At 67.5% G+C, this 22,414-nt stretch carries 21 protein-coding genes; 6 read left to right on the top strand and 15 right to left on the bottom strand.

Going from position 1 to position 22,414, the window contains the following annotated elements:
- Positions 1-34: 34 nt before the first annotated feature.
- Complete coding sequence (locus AC1DFC_RS05195) at positions 35-802, bottom strand: class II aldolase/adducin family protein (RefSeq protein WP_007834916.1); 768 nt, start codon at positions 800-802, stop codon at positions 35-37.
- A 35-nt stretch (positions 803-837) separates the two neighbouring features.
- Positions 838-1,431, bottom strand: coding sequence for an HD domain-containing protein (locus AC1DFC_RS05190; protein WP_007834914.1), 594 nt, complete (start codon positions 1,429-1,431; stop codon positions 838-840).
- Positions 1,432-1,534: 103 nt separating this feature from the next.
- On the opposite strand from AC1DFC_RS05190, the gene AC1DFC_RS05185 reads away from it, so the two are divergent.
- Positions 1,535-2,257 (top strand): Crp/Fnr family transcriptional regulator, encoded by a 723-nt coding sequence (locus AC1DFC_RS05185; RefSeq protein ID WP_007834912.1) that lies wholly within the window; start codon positions 1,535-1,537, stop codon positions 2,255-2,257.
- A 15-nt stretch (positions 2,258-2,272) separates the two neighbouring features.
- Here AC1DFC_RS05185 and AC1DFC_RS05180 read toward each other — a convergent pair whose 3' ends face one another.
- The 7 genes from AC1DFC_RS05180 to AC1DFC_RS05150 form a co-directional block, all read right to left on the bottom strand.
- Entirely contained in the window at positions 2,273-3,442 is a 1,170-nt protein-coding gene (locus AC1DFC_RS05180; RefSeq protein ID WP_007834910.1) for an ABC transporter substrate-binding protein, read from the bottom strand.
- 95 nt (positions 3,443-3,537) lie between these two features.
- A complete protein-coding gene (locus tag AC1DFC_RS05175; protein WP_478178744.1) occupies positions 3,538-3,948 on the bottom strand; it encodes a VOC family protein in 411 nt (136 codons plus the stop codon).
- A 25-nt stretch (positions 3,949-3,973) separates the two neighbouring features.
- A complete protein-coding gene (locus tag AC1DFC_RS05170) occupies positions 3,974-4,432 on the bottom strand; it encodes a helix-turn-helix transcriptional regulator (protein ID WP_007834906.1) in 459 nt (152 codons plus the stop codon).
- A gap of 55 nt (positions 4,433-4,487) precedes the next feature.
- The gene (gene trmB, locus AC1DFC_RS05165) at positions 4,488-5,261 is read right to left on the bottom strand and encodes a tRNA (guanosine(46)-N7)-methyltransferase TrmB (RefSeq protein WP_478178743.1); all 774 of its coding nucleotides are present in this window, start codon (positions 5,259-5,261) and stop codon (positions 4,488-4,490) included.
- Positions 5,261-6,226, bottom strand: coding sequence for a tRNA glutamyl-Q(34) synthetase GluQRS (gluQRS, locus tag AC1DFC_RS05160; protein ID WP_478178837.1), 966 nt, complete (start codon positions 6,224-6,226; stop codon positions 5,261-5,263). The genes trmB and gluQRS overlap by 1 nt, the downstream gene beginning before the upstream one ends.
- A gap of 10 nt (positions 6,227-6,236) precedes the next feature.
- Positions 6,237-7,319: an NAD(P)/FAD-dependent oxidoreductase gene (locus tag AC1DFC_RS05155; protein ID WP_007834900.1), complete on the bottom strand. Its 1,083-nt coding sequence runs from the start codon at positions 7,317-7,319 to the stop codon at positions 6,237-6,239.
- 119 nt (positions 7,320-7,438) lie between these two features.
- Complete coding sequence (locus AC1DFC_RS05150) at positions 7,439-8,392, bottom strand: LysR family transcriptional regulator (protein ID WP_413334759.1); 954 nt, start codon at positions 8,390-8,392, stop codon at positions 7,439-7,441.
- Positions 8,393-8,552: 160 nt separating this feature from the next.
- Here AC1DFC_RS05150 and AC1DFC_RS05145 point away from each other — a divergent pair, with 160 nt between their 5' ends.
- The 4 genes from AC1DFC_RS05145 (at position 8,553) to AC1DFC_RS05130 (ending at position 11,581) form a co-directional block, all read left to right on the top strand.
- Complete coding sequence (locus tag AC1DFC_RS05145; RefSeq protein ID WP_007834897.1) at positions 8,553-9,254, top strand: pirin family protein; 702 nt, start codon at positions 8,553-8,555, stop codon at positions 9,252-9,254.
- A gap of 20 nt (positions 9,255-9,274) precedes the next feature.
- A complete protein-coding gene (locus AC1DFC_RS05140) occupies positions 9,275-9,751 on the top strand; it encodes a DoxX family protein (protein ID WP_272943565.1) in 477 nt (158 codons plus the stop codon).
- A gap of 331 nt (positions 9,752-10,082) precedes the next feature.
- Positions 10,083-10,634 carry a flavodoxin family protein gene (locus AC1DFC_RS05135; protein WP_007837945.1) on the top strand — a complete coding sequence of 184 codons (552 nt, stop codon included), beginning with the start codon at positions 10,083-10,085 and terminating at the stop codon, positions 10,632-10,634.
- Between the two features lie 23 nt (positions 10,635-10,657).
- Positions 10,658-11,581, top strand: a complete 924-nt coding sequence (locus AC1DFC_RS05130) for a pirin family protein (RefSeq protein ID WP_413334761.1) — start codon at positions 10,658-10,660, stop codon at positions 11,579-11,581.
- A gap of 112 nt (positions 11,582-11,693) precedes the next feature.
- Here the strand turns inward: AC1DFC_RS05130 and AC1DFC_RS05125 are convergent, their stop codons facing one another.
- The 5 genes from AC1DFC_RS05125 to AC1DFC_RS05105 all read right to left on the bottom strand — a co-directional run bounded on the left by AC1DFC_RS05125 (position 11,694) and on the right by AC1DFC_RS05105 (position 17,002).
- Complete coding sequence (locus AC1DFC_RS05125) at positions 11,694-13,262, bottom strand: tripartite tricarboxylate transporter permease (protein ID WP_007837948.1); 1,569 nt, start codon at positions 13,260-13,262, stop codon at positions 11,694-11,696.
- A gap of 4 nt (positions 13,263-13,266) precedes the next feature.
- Positions 13,267-13,797, bottom strand: a complete 531-nt coding sequence (locus AC1DFC_RS05120; RefSeq protein WP_007837950.1) for a tripartite tricarboxylate transporter TctB family protein — start codon at positions 13,795-13,797, stop codon at positions 13,267-13,269.
- A 144-nt stretch (positions 13,798-13,941) separates the two neighbouring features.
- Positions 13,942-15,537, bottom strand: a complete 1,596-nt coding sequence (locus tag AC1DFC_RS05115; RefSeq protein WP_007837960.1) for a sensor histidine kinase — start codon at positions 15,535-15,537, stop codon at positions 13,942-13,944.
- Complete coding sequence (locus AC1DFC_RS05110) at positions 15,485-16,204, bottom strand: response regulator (RefSeq protein WP_007837962.1); 720 nt, start codon at positions 16,202-16,204, stop codon at positions 15,485-15,487. The genes AC1DFC_RS05115 and AC1DFC_RS05110 overlap by 53 nt, the downstream gene beginning before the upstream one ends.
- Positions 16,205-16,216: 12 nt before the next feature.
- Positions 16,217-17,002 carry a sulfurtransferase gene (locus AC1DFC_RS05105; RefSeq protein WP_042674241.1) on the bottom strand — a complete coding sequence of 262 codons (786 nt, stop codon included), beginning with the start codon at positions 17,000-17,002 and terminating at the stop codon, positions 16,217-16,219.
- A gap of 123 nt (positions 17,003-17,125) precedes the next feature.
- Between AC1DFC_RS05105 and dnaE the strand changes: the two genes are divergently transcribed.
- Positions 17,126-20,644 (top strand): DNA polymerase III subunit alpha, encoded by a 3,519-nt coding sequence (gene dnaE, locus AC1DFC_RS05100; RefSeq protein ID WP_007837965.1) that lies wholly within the window; start codon positions 17,126-17,128, stop codon positions 20,642-20,644.
- 27 nt (positions 20,645-20,671) lie between these two features.
- On the opposite strand, the gene AC1DFC_RS05095 is transcribed toward dnaE, so the two are convergent.
- Entirely contained in the window at positions 20,672-22,402 is a 1,731-nt protein-coding gene (locus tag AC1DFC_RS05095) for a peptidoglycan D,D-transpeptidase FtsI family protein (protein WP_007837966.1), read from the bottom strand.
- Positions 22,403-22,414 lie beyond the last annotated feature (12 nt).

Genomic DNA, 22,414 nt, shown 5'->3' with positions numbered 1-22,414 from the left:
CCGTCGGCCGCGAAAACAGCGGGCGGCGCGCGTCTTATTGTTTGTAGCTGTCGTCGATGCGGTCGAGCTTGCGGATCAGCGAAGGCCAGACGAACTGGCCGCCCATGCCGCCGGTCTGCACCTTCATTGCCTGGCCCACGCCCTCGACGATCTTGGGGTTCACCTGCGTGAGTTCACTGCCGCCCGACTGCGCCGCAATCTGGATCTGGCAGGTGTTCTCGAAGGTGTACATCGAGAGGAAGGCGTCGGCGATGGTCTTGCCGCAGGTGAGCAGGCCGTGGTTGCGCAGCATGAGGAAGTTGGCGCTCCCCATGTCGGCCTGCAGGCGCGGCTTCTCGTCGTCGCGGAAGGCCACGCCTTCGTAGTCGTGGTAGGCCAGCGAGGCCAGCACGAAGGTCGACTGCTGGCTGATGGGCAGCACGCCGTTTTTCTGCGCGCTGACGGCAATGCCGGCCTTGGTGTGGGTGTGCAGCACGCACTGGATGTCTTCGCGCGCGGCATGCACGGCGCTGTGGATCACGAAGCCGGCCGGGTTCACGGGGTAGGGCGAGTCGATGATCTTGTTGCACTGCTGGTCGACCTTCACCAGGCTCGACGCGGTGATCTCGTCGAACATCAGGCCGTAGGGGTTGATCAGGAAGTGGTGCTCCGGGCCGGGGATGCGTGCGCTGATGTGCGTGAACACCAGGTCGCTCCAGCCGTACAGCGCCACGAGGCGATAGCAGGCGGCAAGGTCGACGCGCAGTTGCCACTCCTCGGCGGAGACGAGCTTCTGGATTTCGGGTTGGGTGGTGGCGTTCATGGCGTGGTGTCCTTTGGTGGTTATGGAGTTCGGCATCAGGCCGCAGCCGGCTCTTGCAAGGCCGCCTTGTAGATGCTTTGCTTCGGCTGTGCCATCAGGCGGCGCAGCATGGGTTCGAATTCCCCGATCGGCAGGGTCTCGGCCTTGGGGTCGAAAGCGGGGTTGTCGTAGAGCGCGCAGAACTCGGCCGTGCGCTCGTAGTGCGGATGGTCCTTGAAGTTGTCGCGCATGTCGCGGTCCAGCCCGATGTGATGGAAGAAGTAGTGGCCCTGGAAGATGCCGTGGTGCTGCACCATCCAGTGGTTGGCTTCGCTCACGAAGGGCTTGAGGATGGCGGCGGCGATGTCGGGGTGGTTGAAGCTGCCGAGCGTGTCGCCGATGTCGTGCAGCAGCGCGCACACCACGTACTCCTCGTCGCGGCCATCGCGCAGTGCGCGGGTGGCGGTCTGCAGCGAATGGGTGTAGCGGTCGACCGGAAAGCCGCCATAGTCGCCTTCGAGGATCTGCAGGTGCTTGATCACGCGTGCGGGCAGGCCGCCCGCGAACTGCATGAACTCGCCGCCGATCAGCTGCCAGTCTTCGCGCGTGCTTTCCTGCATGCTCCTGAAACTTGCGCGTGCGTTGCTCATCGTGAGGTCTCCGTTCTTGTGGGTGCCGGTCACTGTATGCCTGCGCTTGACCTGGAACTGTCAAGAATTTGACAATGCAGGGTTCTGGTAAACCCCCGCCCGCATGGCCGCTTCGTCCAAACCCCGCCTCTCTGCCGCGCATCGCGGTGCCCTCGAGGGCAATCCATGGTTCACCAGCATTCCGCGCGCGCAGCGGGAGGCGCTGCTCGGCGCGGCCGAGCTCATCCATGCACGGCGCGGCGCGATGGTGTTTCGCCAGGGCGATCCCATTCACGCGGCTGGCGGCGGCTTCTATGGGCTCGTGGCCGGCACCATCAAGATCTCGTCTCTGCGGCAGGACGGGCGCGAGGCCATCCTCGCCGTGCTGGAGCCCGGCAACTGGTTCGGCGAGATCACGCTGATCGACGGCTCGCCGCGCACGCACGACGCCACCGCGCTGGAAGCGCTCGACCTGCTCGCGGTGCCGCCCGCGGCTTTCGTGCAGCTGATGCGCGACGTGGTCTTCTCCAACGCCATCGCCGCGATGCTGGCGGCACGCGTGCGCATGCTCTACGGCCTGACGGAAGACGCCATGCTGCGCAGCCTGCGCGCCCGCGTGGCGCACCGGCTGCTGGTGCTGGCGCGCGGCGATGCCACGCAATCGGTGCACCTGCGGCACCAACTGCAGCTGCCGCAGGAGGCGCTTGCCATGATGCTGGGCGTGACGCGGCAGACGCTGTCGAAGGAGCTCAATGCGCTGGCAGGCGAGGGCGTCGTCGCACTGGGCTACGGGCGCATCGAGCTGCGGTCGATCGATGCGCTGCAGGCGCTGGTGAGCACGGGTTGAGCCCGTGCGCAGGCATCAGCGCAATACGCGGCCGTCGGCGGAGATGCTGATGAGGTCGATGCTGCGCACGCTGTCGCGCAGGCCCGGGCGCAGGTTGATGCGGAAGCCGCCTACGTCGTAGTCGGTCATGCCGGACATCACACGCAGCAGGCTCGCCGTGTTGAAGCCGCGGCCCGCGCGGCGCACGGCCTCGCCGGCCGCCTTGGCCGCGATGAAGCCTTCGAGGCCTTCGTACGACGCGGTCTGGTCGGAGTTGTCGACGGCCGCAAGGTATTCCTTGACGATGGGAATGGCCGATGGCCGCGGCGAGGGCACCACCTGGGAGATCACGATGCCGCCGATGTCCTTGCCGAGCGTGGCGTAGAGCGGGTCGATGCCGACGATGGAGAAGGCCATGAAGTTGCCCGCATAGCCGCTCTTGCGCAGCTTGCGGATGGCGTTGGCCGTGGTGCCCGAGAGCGACACCAGCACAATGGCCTGGGGCGACTGCTGCTGCACCGTCTTCAAGGCTGCGTCGAGCTTGTCGCCGGTCGGCGGCACCAGCGCGGTTGCGACCAGCGGCGTGAGCTTGAGTTCGCTGATGGCCTGCTCGACGGCCGCGAGGCCGGCGCGGCCCATCGCGTCGTCGTCGCCCACCAGCGCCACGCGGGTCTGCCCCACGGTGGCGCACTGCTTCACGATCTTCAGGGCCTCGTCGATCATGCCGGGCCGCACGTGGAACACGTTGGGATGGTCGGCGCCGCGCAGCGTGTCGGAGGCCGCGAAGGGCGCGAACAGCAGGCTGCCCTGCTGCGTCGCAACGTTGGCGCCGGCCTCGCTGCTGGCCGTGCCGACGAAGCCGAAGAGCATGTCGGCCTTCTGGGTGGTGAGCAGGGTGCGCGCGTTGACGGCGGCGCGGGCCGCGTCGTAGCCGTCGTCGAGCTGCAGCAGCTTCAGCTGCAGGCCGCTGGCGGCGTTGCGTTCGTTGAAGTCGCTCACCGCGAGGCGGCTGCCGGCGGCGAAGGCGGTGCCGATCTCGTTGGCACTGCCCGTGAGCGGCACCGATTGCCCGAGCAGTACGACACGCGGTGCGCCGGCCGCCGCGCGCGCGGACTGCGCCATGGCGGGGTGGGCAATGCCGATGCCGCTACCCAGCATCACCGCGCCCCATGCCTTGCCCAACCACTCTCTGCGTGATCCGTTCATTGGACACCTTCTTTCACATTAGTAAAAAAGTGTAGCAATTTCGGGGCCAAGGGGGAAGGCGGGTTAGCTCGGCCTCCTGGTCGCGAGGAGCCGGCTCAGGACAGCTGCTGGATGCGGATCAGGCTGCCTGCAGGATCGCGTACGGCGCAGTCGCGAACGCCGTACGGCTGGTCGGTCGGCTCCTGGACGATCTCGGTGTCGCTGGACTGCAGCCGTGCGAAGGTGTCCTCGAGATCGGGGGTGGCCAGCAGGATGGCGGCATAGGTGCCCTTGGCCATCATCTCGGCGATGGTGCGGCGCTCGTCGTCGGTGATGCCGGGGTAGGCGGCCGGCGGCGCCAGCACGATGGACGTGCCGGGCTGGCCGGCGGGGCCGACCGTGATCCAGCGCATGCCCCCGTATCCGACGTCGTTGCGGACCTCGAAGCCGAGGAGGTCGCGGTAGAAGGCCAGGGAGGCTTCGGGGTCGTTGTGGGGGAGAAAACTCGCGTGAATGGTGATGTTCATGGTGCTCGGTCCAGTCCAGGTGTTGTCAGGCCGGCCAGTCTAGATTCGGACCTTCGAGTGGCGCTTCTCGATTCCTGATCGGTCTGGTGACCTGTTTCGCCACGCACGCCGGCATTCCCGCGGCCGCATGCGCGGCTTGGCGCCGGTAGGTGCTGGGCGGCACGCCGACCAGTTCGGCGAAGCGCGTGCTGAAGGTGCCCAGCGACGAGCAGCCGACCTCGAAGCAGACCTCGGTGACGTTGAGGTCGCCGCGGCGCAGCAGTGCCATCGCGCGTTCGATGCGCCGGGTCATCAGATAGGAATAGGGCGACTCGCCGTAGGCGAGCCGGAACTGGCGGCTGAGGTGTCCGGCCGACATGTGCACGCCATAGGCGAGCGCCTCGACGTCCAGCGGCTGTGCGTATTCCCGGTCGATGCGGTCGCGAACGCGGCGCAGCCGTGCGAGGTCGCGCAGATGCTGCGCCGCTTCGGGTTTGCTGGTCATCCGCGGGATCGTGCCATGCCGCACCGGGGCGCTCAAGCCCGCTGACGGCGCGTGCTCAGGTCGATGCGACCCGCTCGAACACCAGGTCCCACACGCCATGCCCCAGCTTGATGCCGCGGTTCTCGAACTTGGTGAGAGGGCGGTAGCCGGGCTTGGGTGCATAGCCTTCGGCCGTGTTGTGCAGCAGCGGCTCGGCCGACAGCACTTCGAGCATCTGCTCGGCATAGGGCTGCCAGTCGGTGGCGCAATGGATGTAGCCGCCAGGGCGCAGGTGCTGTGCGAGCTTGGTCACGAACGCGGGCTGGATCAGGCGGCGCTTGTTGTGGCGCTTCTTGTGCCACGGGTCGGGGAAGAACACGTGCACGCCGGCCAGGGTGCCGGGCTGCAGCATGTGGTCGAGCACGTCGACCGCGTCGTGGGCGCAGATGCGGATGTTCGACAGCGACTGCTCGCCGATGCGCTTGAGCAGCGCGCCCACGCCGGGCTCGTGCACTTCGCAGCAGAGGAAGTTGGTCTCGGGCAGCACGGTGGCGATGTGCGCAGTGGCCTCGCCCATGCCGAAGCCGATCTCCAGCACCGCAGGGCCGGCGCGGCCGCCGAAGGCGGCAGTCAGGTCGAGCGGTTCGGGCTTGTAGGGCAGCAGGAACAGCGGTCCCAGTTCGGAAAAGGCGCGTGCCTGGCCGTCGGTGGTGCGGCCGGCGCGCTTCACGAAGCTCTTGAGGCGGCGATGCAGCGGGTGCGGCTTGGCCGCGTCATCGTCTCTGCCTTCGGAAGAGGGCGCATCGTCGCTGCGCGGGAGGTCGTTGGACACGGTGTCGGGAGAATTCATTACGGCTGCGAATTGTAGAGAGCGCGCCATTCGGGCACCCAGCCGGCCAGGGCGTCCGCGCAGCCGGTGGCCGTGGCGGGTCGCAGGCCGAGCACGCGCGCGGCGCTGTCCAGTGCGGCCAAGGCAGCTTCGGGCGTGCCCGTGTCGATCGAGGTGGCGCCGTTCTGCTTCGACAACTTGTCGCCATCGGCGCCGCGCACCAGCGGTGTGTGCAGGTAGCTGGGTGTGGGAAAACCGAGCGCGCGCTGCAGCAGGATCTGGCGCGCCGTGTTGTCGGTGAGGTCCTCGCCGCGGACCACGTCGGTCACGCCCTGTTCGGCATCGTCGACCACCACGGCGAGCTGATAGGCCCACGGGCCATCGGCGCGGCGCAGCACGAAGTCGCCGACTTCGCGGCTCAAGTTCTGGCACTGGCGGCCGAGGCGGCGGTCGGTCCAGCAGAGTTCGCTGCCGGCATCCGGGGCGTCGGCGTCTTCTTCCTCCCAGGGCACGCCCGGCGTGGGCGGCCGGTCGGCTTCGAACTTCGCGGTGGCGAAGCGCCAGGCGCGCGCCGGCTTGCCGTGCAGTCCGTTGCGGCAGGTGCCGGGATAGACCCGCTCGCCGTGGCGCTCGTGCCGCAGGCCGAGGCGCGCGAGCGCCTGGTTGATGTCCTTGCGCGAGCAGCCGCAGGGGTAGGCCAGGTCGCAGGCCTGCAGCCTGGCCAGTGCGGCTTCGTAGCGCGCGGTGCGCTGGGTCTGCCACACGGGGGCTTCGTCGGGCAGAAGGCTGCAATCGGCCAACTGCTGGAGGATGTGCTCGCCCATGCCGGGCAGGCAGCGCTCGGTATCGGCGTCTTCGATACGGACCAGCCAGCGCGCCTGCGGACCGCGGGCGCGCACGTCGAGCCAGCTTGCCAGCGCTGCCACCAGAGAGCCCGCATGCAGCGGGCCGGTGGGCGAGGGCGCGAAGCGGCCGGTCTCCCTCATCATCTCCCGGTCAGATGACTTCGAGTGCGAGCGACAGGCCGGAGAGGAACGCGTCTTCCACGCGGTGGCCGGTGCACCAGTCGCCAGCCACGCCGATGCGCGCCTTGGCGTCCCAGAGGTGGGTGGTGCCCATCGGCACCTGTGTCTGCGCTTCGCTCCAGCACAGCGCCTGGGCGTGCGCCGGAGTGGCATGGACGCCGGTGATCTCGGCGAAGGCGCGCAGCAGCTTGGCCTCGACGCGCGTGGGCGTGTCGCGCACGTGTTCCTGCGACCACGCGGCGCTGGCCTGCAGCGTCCAGCGTTCGACGGGCTCGCGGCCGGGTTTGGAGGATTCGCGCGCCAGCCATGCCACGCGGTGGTGGGTGCTGCGCGCCGCATTCCACTGCGGGCCGAGGTGCGACATGGTGGGCTGGTTGGCCTGGGGGTAGGCAATCATCAGCGTCCAGCAGGGCGCGATGCGCACGGGTTCGATCTTGCGGCTGAGCGTGGCCGAGAGCTTGCCGTCGCCCAGCAGCGCGCGGGCGCGCGAAGGCGGCACGGCGAGCAGCACGGCGTCGAAGCCCGAATACACGTGCCGGGAGTCGTCGGTGCCCGTGGTGCGCAGCTGCCAGCGCTGGGGGGCAAGTGCATCGGGCTCGATCTGCGTGACCTGCGTGCCGGCGACGAGGCTGTCGCCGAGCGGCTTGGCCCAATGGGCCACCAGCGCATCCATGCCGGGCTGCGCCACCCAATGCGGCTCGAGCGAGGGCAGGGCCGCCTCGGCTACGCGGCCGTGGGCGTCGAGCACGCGCACGAGGTTGGCGCTCCAGCGCTTGCACAGGCCGGGCGTGCTTGCCAGCGCCAGCGCAAAGCGCGGGTCGCGCACGGTGAAGTACTGCGCGCCGCTGTCGAAGCGGCCGAAGGCGGTGTCGATGCTCGCCATGCGTCCGCCGGCCGTGGCCTCGCGTTCGAACAGCGTGACCTTGTGGCCGGCTTGCACCAGCGTTCGCGCACAGGCCACCCCGGCAATGCCAGCGCCGACGACGGCGTAATGGCGCGGGGTGGCTGGGGTTCGGTGGCGGACGGAGGGCTTGGCAGTTGCGCGAGTGCTCATTGCAGACTCTTTTCTTCTGGGTGGGAATGCGGTTGGATGTGTCTGCACTCTACATCGGTCCGAGAGGAGCTTCGCCTGAGGGCACACCCTTAGCGAAGCCGCGCGATCCTCGGCAATACTTATCGGCCCCGATGCCGATCGAGCAACGCGCGCCGCGTGCCTTCATGCTCGAACTGCGCCAGCCACCATTCGAGTGCCTTCCCCGGCTTGCCCGCGCTGCGCATGCGCCATGCGCAATGCATCGTTCCAAGTGGCGGCTTGCGCTCCGTCTTCAGCTCGACCAGGTGCCCGGCCTCGATGTACGGCCGCGCCATCGGCTCCGGCAGGAAGCCGCCGCCCAGCCCGTGCAGCTGCGCCGCGATCTTGGCCTGCATGCTCGGCACGGTGAGCACGTCCTGCCCGCTCACGAGGTTCACCGTCATGCTGGGGCCGTGCCGCGCCGAATCGGCTGCGGCCACCGCGCGGTGCTGCCGCATCACCGCGTCGCTCAGCGGCTCGGACACGCGCGCCAGCGGATGTTGCGGCGCCACGGCGTAGACGAAACGCAGCTCGCCGATCAGCCGGCTGCGGATGCCGGTGGCGGTGAACGTCAGGCTCGCCGCATCGAGCACCGCGCCGATGGCCAGGTCGGCCTCGCCGGTGGTCAGCGCCTCGATGGTGCCCAGCAGCGTCTCGTCGCGCAGCTTGAGCCTCGTCGGCGGCTCGAGGGCGAAGAAGGCGGTGGCCAGGTCGAGCAGCGGGTCGCGCGCGATCACGCTGTCGACCGCGATGGTCAGCATCGGCTCCCAGCCCGTGGCCACGCGCTTCACCCGGTTGGCCACCGCATCGATCTCGGCCAGCAGCCGGTCGGCCTCGCGCAGCAGTTCGGCGCCGGCCTCGGTCAGCCGCGCCTGGCGGGCGCTGCGGTCGAACAGCAGCACGTCGAGCGCGTCCTCGATCTGGCGCACGCGGTAGCTCAACGCGCTCGGCACGAGGTTCAGCGAGCGGGCGGCGGCAGCAAAGCTGCCGGTGCCGGCCACGGTCTGGAGCATGGCGAGGGCGTCGGGGGTCAGCACGTCTCGGGGGCTGGGCATAGGGGCTCCATTGATCAAATTATTTGAATGGTGCCATCAAACCGAGGCGTCTTTCCGAATGGGGTGCGGACCTAAAGTTCTTCACATCCGCTGCGCATCCGGCGCGGCATACGAAAAAGGCCCGCACACCCCAACGGGGCAGGGCCAAAGGAGTTCGACGATGTTGCAAGTCCGTAAATCTCAGGAACGCGGTTATGCCGACCATGGCTGGCTGCGCTCGTTCCACAGCTTTTCCTTCGCCGGTTACTACGACCCTGCCTACATGGGTTTCGGCAACCTGCGGGTGATCAACGAAGACCGCGTGGCGGCGGGCGCCGGTTTCGGCACCCACGGCCACAAGGACATGGAGATCATCAGCTACGTGCTCTCGGGCGAACTGGCGCACAAGGACAGCATGGGCAACGTGGAAAGCATTCCGCCGGGCGACGTGCAGCGCATGAGCGCGGGCCGCGGCGTGATGCACAGCGAGTTCAACCACAAGGCCGACGAGACCACGCACTTCCTGCAGATCTGGATCGAGCCGAATGTGCGCGGCATTGCGCCGGGCTACGAACAGAAGCAGTTCACCGACGCCGAGAAGCGCGGCAAGCTGCGCCTCGTGGCCTCGCCCGACGGCAGCGACGGCTCGGTGACGGTGCATGCCGATGCCCGCCTGTACGCCGGCCTGCTCGACGGCGAGGAAAAGGCCGGCCTGGCGCTCGACCCGCAGCGCAAGAGCTATGTGCACCTGGTGCGCGGCGAGCTCGAAGTGAACGGCCAGAAGCTCGTCGGCGGCGACGCCGCGATGCTGCAAGGCGAATCGCAACTGACGCTGGGCGCCGGCAAGGACGCCGAAGTGCTGGTGTTCGACCTGGCCGCCTGATCCCCCTTGCCGGGCGCGTGGTGCGCCCGGTTCTTTTCTTTTCTCTTTTTTCTTTTTCAACAACCGAGGAGTTTTCAACCATGGCAACCGCAACCACCACCAATTCCACACAAGACACGCTCGCTCTGATCGGCCGCATCCTGGTCGCCTACCTGTTCATTCCCGCCGGCATCGGCAAGCTCATGGGCTTCGGCGGCACGGTCGGCTACATCACCTCGGCCAGCCTGCCGCTACCCGAAGTAGCGGCGGCCATCGCGATCCTCATCGAACTGGGCCTCGGCATTGCGCTGCTGCTGGGCTTCAAGACCCGCTGGACCGCCATCGTGATGGCGATCTTCTCTGTGGTCACGGCGCTGTTCTTCCACAAGTACTGGTCCGCGCCCGACGCCATGAAAATGATGCAGCAGATCAACTTCAACAAGAACATCGCGATTGCCGGTGGCCTGCTTGCGATCGCTGCTTTCGGCGCTGGTCGGTTCAGCATCGATAGAAAGTAAGCTCTTCCTGGAGGCTTCGCGCACTTCGTGTCGTTTCGGGGTGCGCTCACGCCGACGGGGTGCCTTGCTCCGCGAATGTCCCCCGGCCTGCGGCCTCCTCCTTTATTTCGCTGCGCAAGGCACCCCATCGGCGTGATCGTTCAGCAGGGCGGTTGAACTGCCGGCATGAGCAGAGCGCCCTTCGTGCACAGGGCACCGGGTGCGCCCCGCAGCGAAATAAAGGAGGAGCCGAAGGCGAGGGACATTCGCGGAGGGGAGTACCCGGTGTCCTGTGCACGCACCCCGAACAAAAGCACCCCGAACAACCCACAGTGACTGGAGAAAACATCCCATGGCAAACATCGTCGTCGTCTTCCATTCCGGCTACGGCCACACCCAGCGCGTGGCGCAAGCCGTGGCCGATGGCGCTGACGCCCAATTGCTCGCCATCGACGCGGACGGCAACCTGCCCGAAGGCGGCTGGGAACTGCTCGCCGCGGCCGACGCGATCATCTTCGGCTCGCCAACCTACATGGGCGGCGTGAGCTGGCAGTTCAAGAAATTCGCCGACGCGTCGTCGAAGGTCTGGTACACGCAGGGCTGGAAGGACAAGCTCTTCGCCGGCTTCACCAACAGCGCGACCATGAACGGCGACAAGGTCACCACCATGACCTACCTCTGGACGCTCGCGATGCAGCACGGCGGCATCTGGGTCAGCATGGGCATCCTGCCGGCCAACAGCAAGGCCGCCACGCGCGACTCGATGAACTACGTGGGCGGCTACGGCGGCCTGCTGACGCAGTCGCCGTCCGACGCCAGCCCGGCCGAAATGCCGAAAGGCGACTTCGACACCGCCCGCGCGTTCGGCGAGCGCATCGGCACAGTGGCAAGATCGCGCGAATAACCGGCAACCCCACGGAGAACACGATGGCCGACACCAACCCCGAGACCCAATTGCTCAACCCGCACGACAAGGACCTCGGCGGTGGCTTCAAGGTGCGGCGCCTGCTGCCCGCGGCGCAGCGCCGATCGGTCGGCCCGTTTGTGTTCTTCGACCATTTCGGCCCGGCCACCGAGCAGCCGGGCACGGAGCACGACGTGCGGCCGCATCCGCACATCGGCCTCTCGACGGTCACGTATCTCTTCAAGGGCGCGATGATGCATCGCGACAGCCTCGGCAGCGTGCAGGAGATCCTGCCCGGCGCCATCAACTGGATGACCGCGGGGCGCGGCATCGTGCACTCCGAGCGCAAGCCCGAGCGCCTCAAGGCCGACACCTACGTGAACCACGGCCTGCAACTGTGGGCCGCATTGCCGCAGGCGCATGAAGAGATCGAGCCCAGCTTCGAGCACACGCCGGCCGACGCGATCCCCGAGTTGAAAGAGCAGGACGCCGGCGTGCGCGTGCTGGTGGGCGAGGCCTTCGGTGCGCGCTCGCCGGTCAAGACGCTCTCGCAGACCGTGTACCTCGACATCGCGCTGCCGGCAGGCGGGCGCTTCGTGCTGCCCGCGCTGGCGCCCGAGCTGGCCATCTATGCGGTCGATGCCGATGTCAGCGTGAACGGCGAGCCTGTTTCCGTGCACACCATGGCCGTGCTGCCCGACGGCCAGGGCGTGGTGCTGGCTTCCGACACCGCCGCGCGCCTGATGGTGATCGGTGGCGAACCGCTCGACGGTCCGCGCTACATCACCTGGAACTTCGTCTCCAGCCGGCGCGAGCGCATCCTCGAAGCGGGCTCCGACTGGGCCGCCCAGCGCATGGGCCATGTGCCCGGCGAGACCGAGTTCATTCCGCTGCCCGGCAAGCCTTTTGGCGTGCGCGAGCCTGATGTGGGCACTACGCCGGTCTGATCTCGAGTGCCCGTTGTCCGGAGCGCGTGCGCAGGCGTTGTTTCGCTCGATCAACAAGTGCCATGAAAAAGGGCCCGTTCAACGGGCCCTCTGCATTGGCGAAGCGCGCGGGTCATTCGCCGCTGAGGGACACCGCCTCGGCCGGTGGCGAGCCTTCCGGCGCCTTCGGCAGCTCGACCATGGCCTTGCGGCCGCCACGAGCGCGCCACGCCGAGTAGCCCACGCCCGCCAGCAGCAGCGCGCACAGGCCGATGAAAGTGCCGCTGATCGGACGCGTCACGAACACCGACATGTCGCCGCGCGAGAGCAGCAGTGCGCGGCGGAAGTTCTCTTCCACCATTGGCCCGAGCACGAAGCCCAGCAGGATCGGCGCGACCGAGAATTCGAGCGTCATCAGCACGGCGCCGACGATGCCGAAAACCAGCACTTCCCAGATCTGGAACAGGCTGTTCTGCGTGCTGTACACGCCCGTCGCAATGAAGAACATCGCGGCCGGGAACAGGTACTTGTAGGGCACCTTCAGCAGCTTCACCCACACGCCGATCATCGGCACGTTCAGGATCACGAGGATCACGTTGCCGATCCAGAACGAGGCGATCAGGCCCCAGAAGATGTCCGGATGCTCGGTGATGAGCTGCGGGCCGGGCTGGATGCCCTGGATCAGCAGCGCACCCAGGATCAGCGCCATCACCGCGTCGCCCGGAATGCCCAGGCTCATCGTCGGGATGAAGTCGACCTGCGTCTTCGAGTGGGCAGAGGCCTCGGGGCCGGCCACGCCTTCGATCATGCCGGTGCCGAACTTGTTCGGCGTCTTCGACACCTTGCGCTCCAGCGCATAGGCGATGAAGGTGGTGATGGTCGGGCCCGTGCCGGGCATTGCGCCGAACACCGTGCCCACCAGCGTGCCGCGCAGCATGGCGGGGAAGGCGCGCTTGAGCTCTTCCTTGCTCGGGCGCATGTCGCTGAGCTTGAGCGTACCGGTGTCGCCGATGGCCTTCATGCGGTTCACGTTGAGCAGGAAGTCGGCCACGCCGAACAGGCCCATCGAGATCGCCACGAGTTCGAGGCCGTCGCTCAGTTCGGGCAGGCCGAACGCGAAGCGGAAGCTGCCGCTGTTCACGTCGGTGCCGACCACGCCGCACAGCAGGCCGAACAGCGTCATCGCCACGCCCTTGAGCGGTGAGCCGCGCGACATGGTGGAGCCGGCGAGCAGGCCCAGCAGCATGATCGAGAAGATCTCGGTCGGGCCGAACTTGAACGCGATCTGCACCAGCAGCGGCGAGGCGAAGATCATCACGATGATGCCGACGGACGCCGCGAAGAACGAGGCGATCATCGTCACCCCGAGCGCGACGCCACCCTTGCCCTGCTTGGTCATCGGGTACCCGTCCAGACAGGTCACCGCGTGCGGCGGGTGCGACGGCATGTTCATCAGGATGGCACCGATGGCGCCGCCGTACTGCGAGCCGTAGAAGATGCCGGCCAGCATCAGGATGGCGGGCACCGGATGCATCGCGTAGGTGAGTGGCAGCAGGATGGAGATGGCCTGCAGCGCGCCCATGCCCGGCAGCACACCGATCAGGTTGCCCACCAGCACGCCGAAGAACGACCACAGCAGGTTGGAGCCCTGGAACGCAACGCCGAAGCCGAACCAGAGGTCGTGAAGCGATTGACCGATCATGATCTCAGCCTCCCCATTGGAACAGGGGCAGCTGCAGCTTCAGCGCCCACCAGAAGACGACCACCGCGACGAACGACATCGCGAGCGAGAGCAGCAAGGCTTCGGTCAGCGTGTTGTCGCGGTCGCCGAGCGCCGAGATGAACACGATCGCGAAGGTGGCTGGCAGGAGGCCGCCGTACTCGCCGAACAGCAGGAACGCGAGGATGCCGAGGATGATGCAGATGCAACCGCGCATGTCGGGCATGCCGCCCGGATGGCCGTGCGACGCAGCCTCTTCACTGGCGACGCTCGCGGGCTCCTCGGCGCGCGCCGAGATGGCAATGAGCAGGCCAGTGAGCGCCAGCAACCCGCCGAGCGCAACCGGAAAGAAGCCCGGTCCCATGTGCGCCAGCTCGCCCACGCGGTAGCCGATGCCGGCGTATACCGCGGCCAGTCCGATGACGATCAGCAGGGCGCCGCCGTAGTAATCTTTTTTGAATTTTGAAGCGGGCCGGGGCGCGTGCGAGGCCGGATCTTCACCGAGCTGGTGATGCATTGAGACTCCTTCGTTTGGAAGGAGCGGAGTCTAGGAATCGAGACTTTCAATCGCCTTTCGGATCACGTCCAAACGGCCCGGCGGCCCGCAAAATACGTGTATTCACGTACCGGCATATGCGGTAAAACCCTTGCAAAAAGGACCTCAAAAGGCGCACAGCGGCAGCCTCAGGATGGCGCGCAGTCCGCCGCCGTTGGCGCTCTCCGGCATGTCGGCATTGTCGAGTTCGATCTCGCCGCCGTTGCGCCGCGCATAGCTGCGCGCAATGGTCAGGCCAAGGCCCGCGCCGTGCGCCGCACCGGCGCCTGCGGAAGGGTCGCGATGGAAACGCTCGAACACCTGCTCGCGCCGTTCGGGCGCAATGCCCGGTCCGCTGTCGCACACCTCGGCCAGGGCGTACGAAGCCTCGCGCCGCACGGTCACGGTGATGTTGCCGCCGCGCGGCGTGTACTTGATGGCGTTGTGCACGAGGTTGGCGAGCGCCTCGTGCAGCTCGGCGGCATTGGCCGCGACGGGCAGCACGGGCGGGTCGTCTTCCTCGCCGGCCTCGTCGGTGCCGTCGATGTCCGCCACGCCGTTCGCAGTGTCGCCGCGCGCATCGACCCAGCCCAGGTCCTGATCGTTCTCGCGCGCCAGCGGCAGGTACTGCAGCACCACGGCGCGCGCGATGGCGTTGAGGTCGGCCACCGCGGGCTCGGCCGGGGCGGTCTCGTCTTCGGCGGTGGCGTGGGCCAGTGCCAGCAACTGTTCGCTCAGGCGGCGCGTGCGCGCGAGCTGCGCGACGATGGCGTGCAGCGACTCGCGCATGCGCGCCGGATCGGTCTCGCGCACCGCGTAGCCCGCCTGGATCGACAGGATGCTTAGCGGCGTGCGCAACTGGTGCGAGGCATCGGCCAGGAACTGCGATTGCTCGGCCACCATGCGCCGATGGCCCGCGATGTGGTGGTTCACCGCGTCGACCAGCGGCACGACTTCCTGCGGCACGCCGCTGGCGTCGAGCGGCTTCAGGTCGTCGCGCGAGCGTTCGCGCAGCGAGCGGCGCAGGCGCTCCAGCGGGCGCAGCGACCAGGCCACGCCGAGCCACACCAGCAGCGCCATCACCAGCACCATGCGCGTGTCGCGCAGCAGTTCCTGGCGCAGTGTCTCGGCCTGGGCCTCGGTGCGCGGGCCGATGCCCTCGGCTGCCTGGATCAGCACGCTGTAGGCAACGCCGGGGTGGGCGTCGTCGTACACCGTCTGCCGCAGCGCGGCCACGCGCACCGGATGCTGCTCGTGCACCGCGTCGTAGAAGACCGGCGTGCCGTCGGTCGGACGCTGCGCCGGGCGGGGCAGGCCAGGCACGCCCATCAGCGTGGTCTCGGGCGAGTTCACGTCCAGCGTCTCGCCTTTGGGAATGCGCTGCACGCCGACGTGCAGGTACTTGTAGCGCAGGTGCGTGGACTCGAACATTGCCTGGATCGAGAACGGCTCCTGCACGCGCACGCTGCCGTCGCCGGCCACCACGATGCCGTTGGCCAGCGCCTGCACGGGTTCGAGCAGGCTCTGGTCGTAGGCGACCACCAGCGAATCGGTCAGCGCCTGATAGTCGCTCCAGCTGTCGAGCGCCAGCAGTGCGACGATGCCGGGCAGCAGCAGCGCGAGCAGCCGCGCGCGGATGCCGAAGCGCCGCACTTGCTGCGGCGCCGGCTCAGTCGTCTTCGCCGGGGCGTTCGGGGTGGAGTGCTGGGGCTGAGGATCCATCGGCAATGCTTTCCAGCATGTAGCCCAGGCCACGCACGGTGACGATGCGCACGTCGCTGTCCGCGAGCTTGCGCCGCAGCCGGTGCAGCACCACCTCGATGGCGTCGGGGCCGGCGGTGCTGTCGTTGGTGAACACCTTGGCAAAGAGCTGCGACTTGCCGACCGGCGCGCCGCTGCGCATCAGCAGGGCGGTGAGCGCGGCCTGCTCGCGCGGCGTGAGCGACAGCAGCGTGCCGCGCAGCGTGAAGGCGTGGCTCTGGCTGTCGTACGACAGCGAGGCGCACTGCAGGCGCGGGTGCTGCTTGCCGCGGCTGCGGCGCACCAGGGCCGACAGGCGCGCTTCGAGTTCGGCCAGCTCGAAAGGCTTGGTGAGAAAGTCGTCGGCACCCAGGTTCAGGCCGCGCACGCGATCCTGCAAGGCACCCTGCGCGGTGAGGATCAGCACCGGCGTGCGGTCGTCGGCATTGCGCATGTCGGCCAGCACGCTCAGGCCGTGCTTGTCGGGCAGGCGCAGGTCGAGCACGATGGCGTCGTATTCGGTGCCGGCCATGAAGCCCTCGGCGGTGCGCGCATCGGGCGCATGGTCGGCCACGAAGCCGCTCTGGGTCAAAGCGCGGACCAGCCACGAGGCCATGTCCAGTTCGTCTTCCACCAGGAGGATCCGCATCCGGCGCCCCTGTTACTTCTTGATGCCGAGGTCCGGATCTTCGGATGCGCGGGCACTGGCGCGGGCCGAGCGCGCGCTCAGGTCGGGCGCCAGGGCCTCGCGGCCGTCGAACACGAAGCAGTCGCCCTGGTAGTGCGCGCTGCCGACTTCCTCGAAGTACTTGAGGATGCCGCCTTCGAGCTGGAGCACATGTTCCACGCCTTCCTCGCGCATCAGGATCGCGGCCTTCTCGCAGCGGATGCCGCCGGTGCAGAAGCTCACGACCGTCTTGCCCTTGAACTCCTCGCGATGCGCCTTGAGGGCGGGCGGGAACTCGGTGAACTTGCCGATGCGCCAGTCGATGGCGCCTTCGAAGCTGCCGTAATCGACTTCGAAGGCATTGCGCGTGTCGAGCAGGGCGATCTCCCGGCCCTCGTCGTCATGGCCCTGGTCGAGCCAGCGCTTGAGCGTAGGGGCGTCCACGCCGGGCGCCCGGCCCGCGGCGGGCTGGATGGCCGGGTGGTCCATGCGGATGATCTCGCGCTTGAGCTTCACCAGCATGCGGCGGAAGGGCTGCGCGGCGGACCAGCTTTCCTTGGCCTCGAGGTCGGCAAAGCGCGCATCGGCGCGCAAATGGGCCAGAAAAGCCCGCACCCCGTCGGTGGGACCGGCCAGGAACAGGTTGATGCCCTCGGGTGCCAGCAGGATGGTGCCCATGAGTCCCAGGGCCTGCGCGCGGGCGCGCAGGTCTTCGCGCAGCACGGGGCTGTCGTCGATGGCCACGAACTTGTAGGCCGCGATATTCAAAATCTCTTGCACGGGGCGGGATTCTAGGTGTCGCCGCGGTGCCCGCCGGGCTCGGGGCCTCTGTCCGGCAGGCCGGCGGCGATTTCAGGGATTGCCAACCCACATCGTGGAGGCGGCGCTTTCTACAATGAAAGGATGTTTGTTCACCTGCGCCTGCACACCGAGTTTTCCGTCGTCGACGGCACCAACCGAATCGACGAAGTCATCAAGGCCGCCGCTGCCGACAAGCAGCCCGCGCTGGCCATCACCGACCTGAACAACCTGTTCGGCGCGGTCAAGTTCTACAAGCAGGGCCGTGGCAAGGGCGTCAAGCCCATCATCGGCGCGGAAGTGTTCGTGGAAGGGCTGGGCAAGGAGCCCGGCGTGCTCACCCGCATCGTGCTGCTGGTGCAGAACATGGAAGGCTACCTGAACCTGTCCGAGCTGCTGGCGCGGGCCTGGACGCAGAACGTGGGCCGGGGCCAGTCGCAGGCGGCCTGCAAGATGGAATGGGTCGAGGAGCTGGCGGGCGGGCTGATCGCACTCTCCGGCGCCCAGGCCGGGCCGCTGGGGCAGCCGCTGCTGCAGGGGCAGGGCGAGCGCGCGGCCGAGCTGGCACTGCGGCTGGCGGGCATCTTCCCGCATCGCTTCTACATCGAGCTGCAGCGCGCGGGCCGGCCTGAAGACGAACCGCACGTGATCGCCGCGGTGCAGCTGGCGGCCCGGCTGCACCTGCCGGTGGTCGCCACGCACCCCGTGCAGTTCGCTGCCCGCGAAGACTACGAGGCGCACGAGGCGCGCGTGTGCATTTCCGAAGGCGAAATTCTTGGCAACCCGCGCCGGGTGCGCCGGTTCACCGAAGAGCAGTACTTCAAGTCGACAGCCGAGATGCAGGCACTGTTCGCCGACGTGCCGAGCGCGCTGGCCAACACGGTCGAGATCGCCAAGCGCTGCAACCTGACGCTGGTGCTGGGCAAGCCGCAGTTGCCGGACTTCCCGACGCCTTTCATCAGCGAAGGCGTGCGCATGCCGATCGACGACTTCTTCCGCCAGGAATCGTTCGACGGGCTGGAGCAGCGCCTGAAGCATCTCTTTCCCGACGAGGCCAGGCGCGAGGCCGAACGCCCGCGCTACGTCGAGCGGCTGGAGTTCGAGATCAACACGATCCTGAACATGGGGTTCCCGGGCTACTTCCTGATCGTGGGCGACTTCATCCAGTGGGCCAAGAACAACGGCTGCCCGGTGGGCCCTGGCCGGGGCTCGGGTGCGGGTTCGCTGGTGGCCTACGCACTGAAGATCACCGACCTCGATCCGCTCGAATACAAGCTGCTGTTCGAACGTTTCCTGAACCCCGAACGCGTCTCGATGCCCGACTTCGACATCGACTTCTGCCAGGGCAACCGCGACCGCGTGATCGACTACGTGAAGGACAAGTACGGCCGCAACGCCGTGAGCCAGATCGCCACCTTCGGCACCATGGCCGCGCGCGCGGCCATCCGCGACGTGGGCCGCGTGCTCGACATGAGCTACATGTTCTGCGACGGCATCAGCAAGCTGATTCCGAACAAGCCGGGCATGTCGGTCACGCTGCAGTACCCGCCCGAGAAGAAGATCGAAGGCGACAAGAACAACTACGCCATCGAGATGGAGCCGCAGCTCGCGGAGCGCATCGAGAAGGAAGAAGAAGTCAAGATGCTGGTCGAGCTCGCGCAGAAGCTCGAAGGCATGACCCGCAACATCGGCATGCACGCGGGCGGCGTGCTCATCGCGCCGGGCAAGCTCACCGACTTCTGCCCGCTCTACCAGCAGCCCGGCAGCGAATCGGCCGTGAGCCAGTACGACAAGGACGACGTCGAAGCGATCGGCCTCGTGAAGTTCGACTTCTTGGGACTGGCGACGCTCACCATCCTGGAGATCGCGCGCGAGTTCATCATGAAGCGCCACAAGGGCCAGGAGAACTTCGCGTTCGAGAACATCCCGCTGAACGACGCGGCCACCTACCGGCTCTTCTCCGACGGCAAGACCGAGGCCGTGTTCCAGTTTGAAAGCCGCGGCATGCAGGGCATGCTGAAGGACGCGCGGCCGACACGGCTCGAAGACCTGATCGCGCTGAACGCGCTGTACCGTCCGGGCCCGATGGACCTGATTCCCAGCTTCGTGGCGCGCAAGCACGGCCGCGAAGAGGTGGAGTACCCGCACCCGGCCGTGGCCGAGATGCTGTCGGAGACCTATGGGATCATGGTCTACCAGGAGCAGGTGATGCAGACCGCGCAGATCCTGGGCGGCTACTCGCTCGGCGGTGCCGACCTGCTGCGCCGCGCGATGGGCAAGAAGAAGCTCGAGGAGATGGCCGAGCACCGCGAGAAATTCCGCGCGGGCGCACTGGCAACGCACGGCATCGTCCAGGACAAGGCCGATGAAATTTTCGACTTGATGGAGAAGTTCGCGGGCTACGGCTTCAACAAGTCGCACGCCGCCGCCTACTCGCTGCTGGCGTACCACACGGGCTGGCTCAAGGTCCACTACACGGCCGAGTTCTTCTGCGCGAATATGACCGTGGAAATGGACGACACGGACAAGCTCAAGCTGCTGTTCGAGGACGCCCAGAAGAACTTCGGCATCACCTTCGAGCCGCCGGACGTAAACCGCGGCAACTACCGCTTCGAGCCGGTCACCAACAAGATCATCCGCTACGGCCTGGGCGCGGTGAAGGGCACGGGCCAGCTCGCGGTCGAGGCCGTGGTGCGCGCGCGCGAAGAGGGCGGGCCGTTCAAGAGCCTGTTCGACTTCTGCGTGCGCATCGACCGCCAGCGCATCAACAAGCGCACGGTCGAGGCGCTCATCAAGGCCGGCGCGTTCGACGCGATCCAGCAGAACCGCGCGTCTCTGATCGCCTCGGTCGATCGCGCCTTCGAATTCGCCAACGCCACGGCGGCCAATGCGGCGCAGGTCGACATCTTCGGCGACGCGGAGCACGGCTCGGCCACCGCCGAGCCCGACCTCGTCGACGCCACGCCCTGGGGCGTGAAGGAGCGGCTGACGCTCGAGAAGACGGCCGTGGGCTTCTACCTGTCAGGCCACCTGTTTGACGAGGTCTCGCACGAGGTGCGGCGCTTTTGCAAGCGCGAGATCGGCGACCTGCTCGACAGCCGCGACCAGCAGGTCATTGCCGGCATCGTGAGCGACTTCCGCGTGATCAACGGCCAGCGCGGCCGGCTGGCGATCTTCAAGCTCGACGACAAGTCGGACTCGATCGACGCGACGGCCGACGAGGCACTCATCAACGCCAACCGCAACACGCTGAAGGACGACGAGCTGGTCATCGTCAGCGGCCGGTTGCAGCCCGCGCGCGGCGGTTTCGAGGCGCGCTTCCAGGTGCAGCAGGTGTGGGACCTGGCCACCGCGCGCTGCCGCTTCGGCAAGTTCCTGCGCGTGGCGGTGAACGGCAAGGCACCGGACATCGCGCGCCTGCTGAAAGACTTTCCGCCGCGCACCGAGCAGTCCGAGGTCGGCGACCTGATCCAGGGCCTGCCGGTGCGGCTTTCAATGGCGCGTGGCGGTGCGCAGGTCGAGCTGCAGCTGGGCGAGCGCGCCAAGTTCTTCCCGACCGATGCGGCGCTGGCCAGCTGGACTGCGCAGGCGGAAGCCGGCAAGGCGCAGATCGTTTACGACTGAGCCCGAGCGGGGGCGAAGGGCGCGCCGTCAGTGCGCCATCGGCGCCACCGCGAGGTCCGGCACCACGTTCATGACGCGCAGCGTCTGCTGCACGATCTGGCTGAACACCGGCGCCGCAACCAACCCGCCGAAATATTTGCCCGCGCCGGGTTCGTCGATCATCACCGCGACGATGATGCGTGGCTTGTCGATGGGCGACATGCCGGTGTACCAGGCGCGGTACTTGTTGCTCGCGTAGCCCTTGCCGACCTGCTTGTGCGCGGTGCCTGTCTTGCCGCCGACCGAGTAGCCCTCGGTCTGCGCCAGCGGGGCGGTGCCGCCAGGCGCGGCCGCCAAGTGCATCATCTGGCGCACCTCGCTCGCCACCTGCGGCGAGAACACCTGCACGCCGGGCGGCTCGGTACCGGTGCTTTTCAGGAGGCTCACGGGAATGACCTCGCCGCCGTGCGCGAACGCGGTGTACGCATGCGCGATCTGGAAGAGCGACGCCGAAAGGCCGTAGCCATACGACATGGTGGCCTGCTCGATCGGCCGCCACGACTTCCAGGGCCGCAGGCGCCCGCTGACCGCGCCGGGGAAGGGCGTCTGCGGCTTCTGGCCCAGGCCCACGGCGGTGAACGAGTTCCACATCTCCTGCGCCGTCATGCGTTGCGAGATCTTGGTGGCACCGACGTTGCTCGATTTCTGGATCACGCCCTCGACCGTCAGCACGCCGAAGTTCTCGTCGTCGTGGATGGTCGCGCCCGACACGGTGATGCGCCCCGGGTTGGTGTCGATGATGGTCTTGGGCGTCACGCGGCCCAACTGCAGCGCGGTGGCGACGGTGATCGGCTTCATCGTCGAACCGGGCTCGAACACGTCGGTCATCGCGCGGTTGCGCAGCTGTTCGCCCGTGAGTTTGCGGCGGTCGTTGGGGTCGTAGCTCGGGTAGTTGGCCATGGCCAGCAGCTCGCCCGTGCGCGCATCGACCACCACCACGCTGCCCGCCCTGGCCTTGTTGGCGACGACCGCGTCGCGAAGCTTCTCGTAGGCCACGAACTGCACGCGGTCGTCGATGCTCAGCTGGATGTCATGGCCGTCGGTCGGCGGCACCTGGTCCTCCGTGTCCTCGACGATGTGGCCCAGCCGGTCCTTGAGTACGTGGCGCGAGCCCGATTTGCCCGCCAGCTCCTGGTTGAACGCGAGTTCCACGCCTTCCTGCCCGATGTCCTCCACATTGGTGAAGCCGGCCAGGTGCGCCGCCGCTTCGCCTTCTGGGTACTGGCGGCGATAGTCGCGGCGCAGGTAGATGCCCTTGATGTCGAGCGCGGCGACCGCCTTGGCGACCGGTTGATCGACCTGGCGCTTGATCCAGACGAAGGTCTTGTCCTCGTCCTCGAGCTTCTTGTCGAAATCCTTCTGCGGCATGCCCAGCAGCTTTGCAGCCTGCCTGAGCTTGGCCTGCACCTCGGGGTCGTCGCGCTCGATGTCCTCGGGAATGGCCCAGATGCTGGGCGCCGGAATGTCGGAGGCCAGGATCAGTCCGTTGCGGTCGAGGATGCGGCCGCGGTTGGCCGGCAGCTCCAGCGTGCGCTGGTAGCGCACCTCGCCCTGGTGCTGGAAGAAATCGTTGTTGAAGATCTGGACGTAGGCGGCACGGCTTGCCAGCAGCACGAAGCCGAAGGCGATGCTGGCCACGATGAACTTGCTGCGCCACACGGGGGTGGGGCTGGCGAGCAGTGGACTGCTGCCGTAGCGGATGCGGCCGTTGGGGTTCATCTTGTGCGGGCG

This window comes from Variovorax sp. 10L421, assembly GCF_056395365.1.
The sequence above is the reverse complement of the archived record's forward strand: the minus strand, read 5'-3'. Positions and strand labels throughout refer to the sequence as shown.

Coding starts and splice junctions, on each gene's coding strand:
- AC1DFC_RS05195 (WP_007834916.1), bottom strand. CDS start 802: ATGAACGCCACCACCCAACCCGAAATCCAGAAGCTCGTCTCCGCCGAG.
- AC1DFC_RS05190 (WP_007834914.1), bottom strand. CDS start 1,431: ATGAGCAACGCACGCGCAAGTTTCAGGAGCATGCAGGAAAGCACGCGC.
- AC1DFC_RS05185 (WP_007834912.1), top strand. CDS start 1,535: ATGGCCGCTTCGTCCAAACCCCGCCTCTCTGCCGCGCATCGCGGTGCC.
- AC1DFC_RS05180 (WP_007834910.1), bottom strand. CDS start 3,442: ATGAACGGATCACGCAGAGAGTGGTTGGGCAAGGCATGGGGCGCGGTG.
- AC1DFC_RS05175 (WP_478178744.1), bottom strand. CDS start 3,948: ATGAACATCACCATTCACGCGAGTTTTCTCCCCCACAACGACCCCGAA.
- AC1DFC_RS05170 (WP_007834906.1), bottom strand. CDS start 4,432: ATGACCAGCAAACCCGAAGCGGCGCAGCATCTGCGCGACCTCGCACGG.
- trmB (WP_478178743.1), bottom strand. CDS start 5,261: ATGAATTCTCCCGACACCGTGTCCAACGACCTCCCGCGCAGCGACGAT.
- gluQRS (WP_478178837.1), bottom strand. CDS start 6,226: ATGAGGGAGACCGGCCGCTTCGCGCCCTCGCCCACCGGCCCGCTGCAT.
- AC1DFC_RS05155 (WP_007834900.1), bottom strand. CDS start 7,319: ATGAGCACTCGCGCAACTGCCAAGCCCTCCGTCCGCCACCGAACCCCA.
- AC1DFC_RS05150 (WP_413334759.1), bottom strand. CDS start 8,392: ATGCCCAGCCCCCGAGACGTGCTGACCCCCGACGCCCTCGCCATGCTC.
- AC1DFC_RS05145 (WP_007834897.1), top strand. CDS start 8,553: ATGTTGCAAGTCCGTAAATCTCAGGAACGCGGTTATGCCGACCATGGC.
- AC1DFC_RS05135 (WP_007837945.1), top strand. CDS start 10,083: ATGGCAAACATCGTCGTCGTCTTCCATTCCGGCTACGGCCACACCCAG.
- AC1DFC_RS05130 (WP_413334761.1), top strand. CDS start 10,658: ATGGCCGACACCAACCCCGAGACCCAATTGCTCAACCCGCACGACAAG.
- AC1DFC_RS05125 (WP_007837948.1), bottom strand. CDS start 13,262: ATGATCGGTCAATCGCTTCACGACCTCTGGTTCGGCTTCGGCGTTGCG.
- AC1DFC_RS05120 (WP_007837950.1), bottom strand. CDS start 13,797: ATGCATCACCAGCTCGGTGAAGATCCGGCCTCGCACGCGCCCCGGCCC.
- AC1DFC_RS05115 (WP_007837960.1), bottom strand. CDS start 15,537: ATGGATCCTCAGCCCCAGCACTCCACCCCGAACGCCCCGGCGAAGACG.
- AC1DFC_RS05110 (WP_007837962.1), bottom strand. CDS start 16,204: ATGCGGATCCTCCTGGTGGAAGACGAACTGGACATGGCCTCGTGGCTG.
- dnaE (WP_007837965.1), top strand. CDS start 17,126: ATGTTTGTTCACCTGCGCCTGCACACCGAGTTTTCCGTCGTCGACGGC.
- AC1DFC_RS05095 (WP_007837966.1), bottom strand. CDS start 22,402: ATGAACCCCAACGGCCGCATCCGCTACGGCAGCAGTCCACTGCTCGCC.